Genomic DNA, 11,047 nt, shown 5'->3' on the forward strand with positions numbered 1-11,047 from the left:
CGTTATGTAGAGAATACTCCCCAGCGAATCGGTTGCGATGTCATCAGCCCGCTGAAATGCCCGTCGTTCCAATCGGGCGTGTTTCGGGCCGGTGAGAAGCGTTGAATCCATCGAACACTCCCTACCAAGATATCGGTCTCACTTCACTCTTGGCGAGACTGACAGCTTAGGAGTGGCTTACCGAGAGGAACCAAAATAAATCAGGGAGGATTGAGAACTCAGGCGACGGTTGCTAACACCCGAACAACTGTGTCCGAGTGTCGTTCACGCTGAGTTCAAGCACCTCGTTCTTGTAGGAAGGATTCGACTGATACGAATAGTAGCATCGAAGTCACATCAAGCGGGTCGGAGGTCACGCCAGCGCACATCAGCAGTTTCGCCATCATCGAATTTAACGCGAAAGAGATATCCCTCGCGTTCATCATCAGTCACAGCTCCCGCATCGTCAATAATGATCTCAACAACTGTTCCCTGACGACCATGGAGCCAGTCGTGATCGGGATCAGTCTCATCAGGAATATCAATTCGGACAGAATCACCGGTATCGAAGCGTCTCATGATATTCTCAGCGGGTTTGAATCCTAAAGAGGATGGCTAAGCCGAGCAGGAAGACTCCACCAACACCAAAACCAACCACCGATGGGTCCGGTAGTGATGGAATGAACCTCTTCACCCGTGGAGTAAGAATGAACCCGCCGGCATACCCTCCGACGGATATGTATCCAGCAGCCAATAGGCGGACGAACCACTGTTCCACAATCGTATGCGAGCGGTGGTCAGCATCTTCAGCGGGACGAGGATCAACGATTTCCGGGTCGGGTTTCTCTCGCTTCAAATATCGCCATTCATCCAGGTACATGCGAACAGGCAGGACCGACTCAATCTCATTCAAGATGGCATACCGCGCTTTGTTCAGCCGGCGGTATGATTGAAGACTCTGATACCAGAAGTAGCAAATCAGACTACCGAATCCTGATGCGAAGAGAACGATCGCAGCGTTAGTGGTCGTGAGATTGCCGCGGGCGAGAGCAAAGAGACCGGCCAGTACCGAGGTTAAAATCAGACCGAAAAAGCGGTTCATCTGGACTCGCTGATTGGCAGTCTGGATCGCAACCTCCCCGTAATGTATGTACTGCTCCATCAGCCGATTCTTCTCGTCCTCACTTAGATTAGCCAGCGGTCCAGCTGTAACATCTTCCTCCTCAGATGGCTCAGCAGGGTCCCCTCCAGTGACCTCTTCAGAGTGTTCAGGTTCTGTTTCGGGCGTGTCTCCATCGTCAGTATCGGCGCCATCCTCTGAGAGATCAACCGCCGCTTCGTCGGTTGAATCAGGCATATTCAGCGAGTGCGTCGACAAGCGAGGCCTTTCGCCATCCTACCTGAGTATCTGCGACTTCTTGGATTTTCTCGGGGACCTTCGATTGTCCCTCTGGAATGATTGCGATCACCGGCTTGTCCAGTTCATCGGCGAGTTCCAGCTCCTCCAGGATCCAAGTGCTGTGAGCACCGTACATTCCACTACTTACGACGACAACCGACGCCGTTTTCATCTGGTTCCGGAGTTCAGAGCGAAGGGCAGACTCGGTATCCACGGGCAGGGGGTCAGTTGAGGGGACACTATGATTCTGCCACTCGATCGACGGAACCTCGTCAAGGAAATCAACGATACGCTCGTAGTGTTCGTCGTACTCCCACGAGTGGGAGACAAAAACGTTGTACTGCTTGTCCTCAAGTCGAGTTGCAGCGCGTGCTAAGCGAGGGAGTGATTGCCCAGTATTTCCGCCTGAGGAGGAAGGGGACTCTTGAGTCGACGAGCCTACAGAGGCCAAGGCTTCCAGCCCTTTGTAGGCACCATATAGGAGCAAAGCACCGCCAGCGATTTTTTGTCTAGACGAGAGCCCCTGCTGGTTCTGAGTGTCGGTAGAACTGCGGCTCAGGGGATCGTCGGTCGGGACAAGGCCCGACTGTTGGTCATTCGGCTCGAAGAGCGACGGTTGAGAGGAACTGAGCTCAGGGAGACTGTTATCCCCAGATTGCGTGACTGTATAAACGGGGCCGAGTTCTCGAACGGTGAACTCCTTTCCGAGATCGTTCCCTTTGTAGGTCGGTAGTATGCGGTCTCCATCATCGCGATAGAATCCGGTAGGTAGATCGTTAACAGCTGACTTCAGAACGAATCGAACAGCTGATTCGGGGTTTGGACTGCCACGAATATCATCAAACGCAGCCTCCCAGGTGGTTTTCAATGGGGAGGAGGTGTCTTGGCTCATAACCGTATGAACAATCCGTTTTTAAATAGTATAAGTTCTTCCCCCTGGAATATCGCCATATTTGGATTCCGCATCAGAGAGGACCATAGTACTAAACGGGTAAGCCGTCAACAATTCGCATATAGTTATGAGCTTCAACAGCAGATCTTCAAGCAACCGTCGGAGCGAATACCGACTGTTCATCTCGCACTCTTGGGAGTACAGCGACGAGTACAATCGGATGGTAGAACTACTTCGCGACTACCCGAATTTCAGTTTCCGGAACTACTCAGTACCGAAGGTGGATGAGATCGATGCTGACACCGAAAAGGAGCTGGAACAGGCGCTCCGGGAAGACCAGATCAAGCCAGCTACGGTCGTAATAATACTCGGGGGAATGTACGTAGCACACAGCAAATGGATCAAGAAAGAAACTATTTTAGCTAAAATCGAGAGCAAGCCTATTCTGGGTGTTACACCGCGCGGAAACGAGCAGATGCCCAATTTCGTTGAAGACCACGCAGACCAGATCGTGGGTTGGCAAGGAAAGAGTGTGGTAGAGGGAATTCGAGACCTGGCTGATTGAGTTGATGAGAGCGTGGATGAACTATTGAGGGAGAGTCTGGCTACCGTCGAGACTGTTTCCAACTCCACGAATCGGGTAGAGTTCGATCGCTTCGTACTCACCGTCTCCGTTAATGTGGCCCAGTTTTGAAAACAGAGACCGGCTCTTATCATTTGGTTCGTCGATATAGTAGACATCATCCTTACAGTACTCCTGGCACCAAGTCTGAATTAACTCCTCAGCAATCCCCCGGCGCCGGTAATGATCCCGGACATACAGCTGTCGAAGAACCTGTATTCCATCCAGCTCTTCCCAAGTGACGTATCCAGCCGCGTCGTCATCTCGAATATAGAGCAATCCCTGGTGGTTTTCAGGGATATATCGGGCAAAAGAAGAACTCGTGTCACCACCATAGCTAGTCATCGCGCCGATGACTCGTTCTGTTTTGTCTATTGGTCGACCATTAGAATACACGAGAAATGAATCTTCGGCACCGATCTCCACGATGTCATCCGGAGTCGAATTCGTGAAGAGCCACTCAGCACTGAACACCTCATCAAGATCGATTCTACGACCCTGATACTCGATACCGTATAGGCTCATACAGTTATGGCAGCGAAATTCTGCTGATTCCTCGATTTCGGACATTCCCGGAACACGCTCAATTGACGGGTCGTCAATCCCTGAGCAATTGCAGTCCTGTCTAAGTTCCTCAAATTTGTCCCCCTTCCCAGATTGACTATACGGAACAAATCCCATCTTCCAATGCTCCTCTAACTTCTCACCGAGTTCCTGAGCGAGTTTTTGAACGACTCTCGCGTCTGTTCCCACAAATGCAACGACAGCATCAAGGAGGTCGTCTACGTGAATAATCGGGTCCTCGGACAACTCATATTCTGTGAGCAATTGCCAACCACCGGGTGCCCGGTAGATCATCCGAAGATCATCTTCACAGAGAAGGGAAACAGCGACGACCTCAATCCCGTCATCAGCTTCGATATAGAGAGGAATCGTTTGATTAATCTCCTCACGTTGAGCAAGAGTTTCGAGCCAAGCATAGTCCCCGAGACCCGCAGGAAGTGGAATATTCAAACTCATTTCCGTATCAGAAATCGCTCTGTGACGTTATAAATGATAGGCGACCACCACTATGTGGATATATAAAACCAGCATACCACAAGACGGAATATGGAAACCAAGCGGATCGCTGAGGTCGTGGAAAACATAAATTATTCTTATCTCTTACCCGCGATTCAGCGGGAGTTCGTCTGGGAAACGAGTGACATCGTGGATCTGTTTGATTCCCTGTTACGGGACTATCCGATCGGTGCGCTCCTTCAGTGGAACCTCTCGGCTGAGGAAGCACAGGCTCAGCCCAAATATCGCTTCGTCACCCACTACGTCGACGAACCGAATTTTCCCCAGTCACTCACAACACCGACCCATCGAAACCCCCGCACAATTCTGAAGACCCACTCCCGTCACCGGTGAAACTAGTCCTCGACGGCCAGCAGCGACTGACCGCGCTCAATATCGGTCTGACCGGATCATTCTACGAGCGGAAACACAACCACCCTCGGAACAAGGCCAGTTCGTGGGTTCAGAAGCGACTCTATCTCAACCTCCTCTCGGACCCGCAGACAGCGGACTCAGAACTCGGCAATAAATACGACTTCTCCTTCCGCTCTGAGAAGTCCGCAACCGCGAATGCATACTGGTATCCAGTCAACCGAATCATGTCCATCTCTGACAACGACGATTTCTATGCAGAACGCCAGGAAATTGAGGGAGAGATCCAGGAGCTGGTCGAGAACCACCCCGAGATAGAGAATTCAGATAGTCTGATTCTCAACGCTCAGCGTAATTTCGAGGACCTCTATCGAGCGGTCCACAAGGACGAGAAGCTCCACTTCTTTACCGAAGACGAGAACGACATCACCCGTGTTCGTGACGTCTTCGTACGGATCAATCAGGGAGGGGTGACACCGAATCGTGCCGAAATCCTCCTGTCGTTGATGACTAGTAGCTGGCAACAGGAGCCGCCGGAAATCAACGCACGGGACGAGGTGCACTCGATGGTCGACGAACTGAACGGGATCATCGACGGTGGGAACGCTCCTTTTGCTACGAAGCACGTCCAGAAGGTACTGCTCGCAATCAACGGCAACGAGATCCAGTATCGGTTCGACAACTACACACTCGACTTGCTGCGGAATCTGAAGGAGATCTGGCTTACCGATACGTTCTCGAACACGATGGAACAACTCGCTGAGCTTCTGAACAGTTACTATCCGACGGTGACCTACATCCTCAGTCCCGCCCTCTACACACCTATCGCCTACTACCTCTACCAGAACGAGAATCCCTCGCTCGATTCGACCTCTATAAAAGGACGCGGGCGGCGTCGTGACATTCTCTACTATATCTGTGCGGCCCGACTCAACGGATTCACCAGCCAATCATCGAACCAGATCGCAGAACTCGTCCGGGATGTTATCCGAGAGGAAGAGGAGACCTCGGAATTCCCACTTGAGCGGATCAGTGATGAAGTGGCATCCAGTTACGGAACCTCCCTCCGTTTCACCGAAGAAAAGTTGACCACGCTTTTCGAGGAGCTCCAGTACGGGAAGCGCGACATCGAGTTCCTTCTGCAGCTGTCGCACTATCCCGATGAACCGGCACGGGGCAAAGACTACGATATCGACCACATTATCCCGAAGTCGGTACTCCCGGAGGAGGCAGATGCCGACCGAGTGGGGAACCTCCAGTTGCTGATCGACAAGACGAACAAGATGAAATCCGATGACGACTTCGAGGACTGGATGAACTCCCGAACGGACGACTACAAGCAGACTCACCATATCCCAGAGGGCGCCAAGGAGATGACCTTTGAGGAATTCGTTAATGCTCGGGAGCAGCTCATTATGGAGCACATCCTCGAGAACCAACCGTTCTAACCGCAATCAAGCTTCCAGTTCGAAAGCCCTCTCAAGGAGATCAGTGAGCTCATTTAGAGCCTGAGTCGCAGTTTCATCAATTTGTACACTAACGCGATCGGTTTCCTTCGGGTGTTTCTTTCCTAACGAGAGGACTACGTCGTCATCGGGGGAGAGGGAAGCTGAGAGCCAGGAGGTAACACGGGGGGAACCGGCGAACCAAGCCGTTGTCAAATCATGCCAAGGGCGTTCCCGATCTGCCTCAGTCGGACGATCCGACCCAAATGCCAGCCGTTCCAAGTTATTAGTGAATGACCGGAGTTCCTCGGTATCCGATTCTTCAAGCTGAACGGTGACACGGTGGGTATCTCCGTCCCAGCCCCAGTCCTTCTTTCCAAGCTGAAGAGTTAGCTGACCCGTTGGTGAGCGAGAAACAGTCGCCCAAGCGCGCCCCTTCCGTCGGAGATCTTGTTGAGCAACGGTCACCCATTCATCCGACTTATCGAATGAAGCCCAATATTCTCCGGGTACAGGGATCTCTACCGAAACAGAGGGCGACTTCTCTTGCCAGAGCCATCTGATGACTTCCGGGTACCCCTCCATATCAGACCGCGACGGAAGCGCATAGGGCCAGACAGACAGTATTCCGGAGAGATCAACATCGTACTCTGAGAAATCGCCCTCATTGAGCCATGCAACGCTATAGTCACGCTGTAGATAATGGTCAGTGACTGCCTCGATATCTTTGCCCTGATTCCGATACTGAGCCTCTATCGCGATACCCCTTCCATGGGGCTCTCGGGGAGTATCGAATGTGAGCAGGACATCCGCAATTCGGCCGTCGATACCGGATTCAAGCTCAACTGTCGCATCGGGGAAATCGTGCTCCAATCGAGCATATGCAATCGACTTCATTTTCATATGTTCGTCCGATTCACCAGGGCACTCGCCGACATCTACAAGATCAGCAAAGGTTGCCTGACCTGCAGTTTGGCCCATCTCAGAACGACCCTCCTGTTCGTGGTGCCGAAAATGACGGGAAATGAAAGCAGAACCTCGTTCGTGAGACCGTACAACGGCCATCGGTTGGTCGCACGCAGGACAAGTAACAGACGTGCCGTCGGCTACTTGCGGTGGGATTACCCGTGTTCCGTTTAGAACTCCAAGATATGGCATCGAAGTCGATGGCTGTATTAGATTTGCTTGTCACTCGATCATAATGACCATTTCTCCGGCACCCCGTCGTTCGGGGGTCAAAGAGAAATCACTCACTTGGTGTCAAATCAGTAGTGGAGGATGAGTTTCCGGAAGTTTCCGGAAGCCTCGACTTTCCATGAACACAAATCGGGATACAGCGTAGGTTTTTGGGTACTCACGATGGTACTATCATAGGAGTTTCCGGAAACAACCCGGTCAGGCTTTTGTAACCTGACCCGAAATCAGTCTGTCAGAGACAGATGATTCGCGATGCTCGCGTCCTCCGGGCCGGGTTCGTTCCTCGGGAAGTTGAGCATCGCGACGCCGAAGTCAACCACCTCTCCAGTGTCCTCGAGCCAATCACGAACGGCGAACCCGCCGACACCGCTATTGTCACCGGACCCAGCGGCGCCGGCAAGACGTGCATCTCAAAATTCGTCACCGAACGCCTACGTGAGGAGGTCCTCGATGTCGAGACCACCTACGTCAACTGCTGGCGCAACTACACCCGGTTCCGCACGCTCTACCAGATCCTCGACGACCTCGGTGCAACCATCGACATCCACCGGCAGTCGACGCCCCACGACGAACTCGTCGACCGCCTCCAGCAACACGATGGCCCGCGAACCGTCGTCATCCTCGATGAGGTCGACCAGCTCGAAGACCCCAGCGTCATCTACGACCTCCACAGCCTCCCGCAATTCGCGATCATCTGCATAGCGAACAAGGAAGAGGAGCTGTTCAGCCGCGTCGACGACCGGCTCGTGAGCCGGCTGCGCTCCAGCGAACACGTCCGGATGGACAAGTACCACGACGAGCAGCTGTACGATATCCTGAGTGCGCGGGCAAAGTGGGGGCTCGACAATGACGTCATCACCGACGACCAACTCTATCGAATCGCCGACGCGGCCGCCGGCGACGCCCGCCTCGCAATCGGTATCCTCCGAACGGCCGCCGGTAAGGCTGATCGCGAGAACCACGAGCGCATCACCGACGACATTCTCCTGGATGCCGCCGAGGATGCTCGGGCCCAAATCAAGCAGAAGAGCCTCGACTCGCTCACCCCGCACCAGCGCGTCGTCTACGACATCGTTCGCGAGCACGGCCCGGTCGGGCCGAGCGAGATTCACGAGCGCTATACCGAGGACGTCGATGACCCACGGACGAAGCGGACTATCCGCACGTACCTCTCGAAGATGGAGCAGTACAACCTCCTCGAGGCGGAGGGGACGAGTCGGGATCGAGAGTACTCGCTCGTCGATTCAGCGGCGGCGTCGCCGATGCAGTGACCGTGATCCCGTCAGCTATCAGGAACTGAACTCGCCGAGGCCCGATTGCTCGTGGTCCAGCGGCTCGATGACCTGGGGATCGTCGTTGCCGGGGTTGTTGACCCGCGTCGAGATCTCGTAGGCGTCCAGATCGTCTTTCGGGTACGGCTGGCACAGTTCCTTGCGGGTGTCCGCGTCTGCGGCGAGCCAGTCGGACTCAGCGTCCTTTGGGAGGACGACCGGCATCCGGTCGTGGATTGAGTTCATCAGGTTGTTCGGCTCCGTCGTGAGAATCGTGACGCACGAGATCGTCTCGTCGTCGCCCTCCCAGACGTCCCAGAGCCCAGCCATCGCGAATGCGGGGTCGTCCTCCCGGTAAATCCGGTAGGGCTGCTTCGACCCGCCGTTCGGCGATTGCCACTCGTAGAACCCAGACGAGGGGACGAGGCAAGGACGTGATTCCCACGCCCGCTCGAAGACGCGTTTCTCGTCGGCAGTCTCGGAGCGAGCGTTGATGATGCCCTCCTCGGGTTCGTCCGCCCAGAACGGAATCAGCCCCCAGTGGTAGGCGTCGATCTCGTCGGAAGCCTCGTTCGTGATGATGTGGAGGTCGTCGCCAGGCGCGATGTTGTATCGGGGTGTGTACCCGCCGTCCGCGACGACCTCGGCATCGAAGCGAGCCTCGAGGTCTGCTTGGTCGATGAAGAGCGAGTTTCGGCCACACATACCTCCCAGTCCAACTGGGAGAGTCTTCAACGTATCTGGAAATGTGAAGGTGTGGTGCTGTTGCTCCCTCGTTTGATTTTATATTTGGGGACAATCGACAAGTACAGACGAAAGATTTCACGGGTTAGAACGGTAGGTGTCCAGCTAATTCTACAGCGCGTTCATAGGCTTGCGTTGCCAGATCTGCCACGATATCATATCCGCCGAAGCCGCCGAACAACGCCAGAAATACCAAGACCACCGTCAGCCACTTCACCGTGTTGTTAATCTGGATGTTCGTTGCCGACGATTGGTACGACAACAGCCGATTCAAGCTGGTCGCAGTCACCGAGTACCGGTCAAACAGACCTTCATAGTTCTCCTCGACCAACTCCATTTCGTCGACGATATCATCCAGAATGGTCGTGAACACACCTTGAGTTTCTTCCGTATCGTCGATCCGCCGTATATCCGAGACAGGAATCTCACCGTGGTCGCGCTGCTCGAACCAGTCGGTCAAATATTCGAAATAGTTCTCCGCGATCTGCTGGTGGAACAGGACCCGCGAGTACGTCTCTGTGAAATCCAAGTCGGCATCGATCAGGTGCTCCATGTCATCCTGGACGTCATCTATACTGCCGCCGGCATCTATCTGCGACAGGGAGAGCTCCCGGACCGACTCGTTCAACTCCCAGAATTCCAATCGCTTGTCTTTGAACCAGTTGAAGAGGTAGAGCAACGGGAGGAACCGGACAAAAAAGTCCGAACTCAGGGAAAGCGCTGAAGGCGGAGTTTGCGTGTTTTCATCAAGCACCAGCTGGTCAGAGATCTCGATCATGGTATAGGAACTATGGTACGTCATGTTATCGGGCGACATCTCACTCCCTGAACCGACGATACACACCGCGTTCGCCGCCTGTGGGATCACCGACTTGGAGGATAATGGATCGATATCCAGCATCTCGAAGAATCCGTGTCCTCCGAAGTGCGAGGCGTACGAGCGGTAGAGACGCTGATGATCCGTGACGTCGCGGGAGCCAGTCAAGGCTTCGTTGACGCTTAACCCTAATTTGAGAGTGGACACGGTTATCGGCGTGTTCCTCCCGACGAGCCGTACTGGGTCATCATGGCTGGAGACGAGGCCGAGCGAGAACCCGTCGAAGATGTCACTCCATACCTCGCGGATCGCGTCACGGGCCGGCGCTAAACCTGCATCCTGGTCCGCGGCCCAAATGGCGTCGAAGTGGTCCGAGGTCAGCTTTCCGGAGAGGACGATGTGATAGCCGAGCGGGACGGAGTTGAACTGGAGCACCGTCAGTTTGAGAGAGTCGAACTCGTCCCGATCCATTTCTATTTCGCCCCATTCCTGCGAGGTGAGCGGGAGTGTACCCGTTCCCCCCGTCGTCATCTCCTCCGGTGTCTCTTCCACCTCGTATAGGTCCATAAGATAGGCATCCAACTGGTTCTTGTCTGGGACGCCGACGAAGTCGATCGCCAGCATCACCGCTGGTCCTTCGAAAAGCATCTTGACCTCGCCGGCGTCAGTAAGAGAGTAGGTCGGTGGATCCTCGTCGTCGGGTTGGATCCGACCTCGATCGATCAGATCCTCGAACGCAAATTCGATGGTATCACGGTCGTCGCCACGATTCTCGTCGATTTCGTCGATGACGTCCGCCTTCTCCTGCGGTTCCCGATCAAGCCGACCGAGGATGTACGCCTGAATGCGCTCAATATCGTCCATAGCAGCCAGTGACCCGTTCTTGTGGAAGTCGGTCGTGCCAGAAACAAGAAGGTATAGCAATCATCATTTAACTACGCTACAAGGCCTCCAGAACATTGTGCTGACTATGCGTCCTGCATCTTGCACCGTACTCTGAACACATCTGAAACTGGGAAGACAGGAGCGGTCACTTCGCAAGCCTACTTATCGGCTGTTTCACCGCAGATGGTATGTGACCAAGAGGATCCCACAGAGGCGAAAAGACTCTGAATCGTACGATTAGAGCTCTGTCGGCGGCAGAAGCTCACAGAGAACAGCTGCTTGGTCAAGAAGTGCGTCGAAGAGCCGTTCAGTCGGTCGATATAGCGCGTGGTGTTCATCAACAGAATATGGCGTTTTCTCATCAT

The 11,047-nt window shown here is 54.1% G+C and carries 11 protein-coding genes; 4 read left to right on the top strand and 7 right to left on the bottom strand.

What is annotated here, in order from left to right; translation table 11 throughout:
• Positions 1 to 336: 336 nt before the first annotated feature.
• The 3 genes from WDJ57_RS20810 to WDJ57_RS20820 are packed head-to-tail and all read right to left on the bottom strand — an operon-like array spanning position 337 to position 2,270.
• Positions 337 to 558 carry a hypothetical protein gene (locus WDJ57_RS20810; protein ID WP_338906383.1) on the bottom strand — a complete coding sequence of 74 codons (222 nt, stop codon included), beginning with the start codon at positions 556 to 558 and terminating at the stop codon, positions 337 to 339.
• Positions 559 to 565: 7 nt separating this feature from the next.
• Entirely contained in the window at positions 566 to 1,336 is a 771-nt protein-coding gene (locus WDJ57_RS20815) for a RipA family octameric membrane protein (protein WP_338906385.1), read from the bottom strand.
• Complete coding sequence (locus WDJ57_RS20820) at positions 1,329 to 2,270, bottom strand: TIR domain-containing protein (RefSeq protein ID WP_338906386.1); 942 nt, start codon at positions 2,268 to 2,270, stop codon at positions 1,329 to 1,331. Before WDJ57_RS20820 ends, WDJ57_RS20815 begins: the two co-directional genes overlap by 8 nt.
• 127 nt (positions 2,271 to 2,397) lie before the next feature.
• On the opposite strand from WDJ57_RS20820, the gene WDJ57_RS20825 reads away from it, so the two are divergent.
• Positions 2,398 to 2,835, top strand: a complete 438-nt coding sequence (locus WDJ57_RS20825; protein ID WP_338906388.1) for a TIR domain-containing protein — start codon at positions 2,398 to 2,400, stop codon at positions 2,833 to 2,835.
• Positions 2,836 to 2,856: 21 nt separating this feature from the next.
• Here the strand turns inward: WDJ57_RS20825 and WDJ57_RS20830 are convergent, their stop codons facing one another.
• Entirely contained in the window at positions 2,857 to 3,912 is a 1,056-nt protein-coding gene (locus WDJ57_RS20830; RefSeq protein WP_338906390.1) for a GNAT family N-acetyltransferase, read from the bottom strand.
• 90 nt (positions 3,913 to 4,002) lie between these two features.
• On the opposite strand from WDJ57_RS20830, the gene WDJ57_RS20835 reads away from it, so the two are divergent.
• Positions 4,003 to 4,305 carry a DUF262 domain-containing protein gene (locus WDJ57_RS20835; RefSeq protein WP_338906392.1) on the top strand — a complete coding sequence of 101 codons (303 nt, stop codon included), beginning with the start codon at positions 4,003 to 4,005 and terminating at the stop codon, positions 4,303 to 4,305.
• Positions 4,302 to 5,771, top strand: coding sequence for a GmrSD restriction endonuclease domain-containing protein (locus tag WDJ57_RS20840; RefSeq protein ID WP_338906394.1), 1,470 nt, complete (start codon positions 4,302 to 4,304; stop codon positions 5,769 to 5,771). The genes WDJ57_RS20835 and WDJ57_RS20840 overlap by 4 nt, the downstream gene beginning before the upstream one ends.
• 6 nt (positions 5,772 to 5,777) lie before the next feature.
• On the opposite strand, the gene WDJ57_RS20845 is transcribed toward WDJ57_RS20840, so the two are convergent.
• Positions 5,778 to 6,749: a hypothetical protein gene (locus WDJ57_RS20845; protein ID WP_338906395.1), complete on the bottom strand. Its 972-nt coding sequence runs from the start codon at positions 6,747 to 6,749 to the stop codon at positions 5,778 to 5,780.
• Positions 6,750 to 7,207: 458 nt separating this feature from the next.
• On the opposite strand from WDJ57_RS20845, the gene WDJ57_RS20850 reads away from it, so the two are divergent.
• Positions 7,208 to 8,236 carry a Cdc6/Cdc18 family protein gene (locus WDJ57_RS20850; protein WP_338906396.1) on the top strand — a complete coding sequence of 343 codons (1,029 nt, stop codon included), beginning with the start codon at positions 7,208 to 7,210 and terminating at the stop codon, positions 8,234 to 8,236.
• A gap of 18 nt (positions 8,237 to 8,254) precedes the next feature.
• Here WDJ57_RS20850 and WDJ57_RS20855 read toward each other — a convergent pair whose 3' ends face one another.
• On the bottom strand, positions 8,255 to 8,941 hold the full coding sequence (locus WDJ57_RS20855; protein WP_338906397.1) for an SOS response-associated peptidase: 687 nt from the start codon (positions 8,939 to 8,941) through the stop codon (positions 8,255 to 8,257).
• Positions 8,942 to 9,065: 124 nt separating this feature from the next.
• Positions 9,066 to 10,661, bottom strand: a complete 1,596-nt coding sequence (locus WDJ57_RS20860) for a hypothetical protein (RefSeq protein ID WP_338906398.1) — start codon at positions 10,659 to 10,661, stop codon at positions 9,066 to 9,068.
• Positions 10,662 to 11,047: the final 386 nt, after the last annotated feature.

The sequence above is a fragment of the Salinibaculum sp. SYNS191 genome, assembly GCF_037338445.1.
In the GTDB taxonomy this organism is placed as follows: Archaea; Halobacteriota; Halobacteria; order Halobacteriales; family Haloarculaceae; genus Salinibaculum; species Salinibaculum marinum.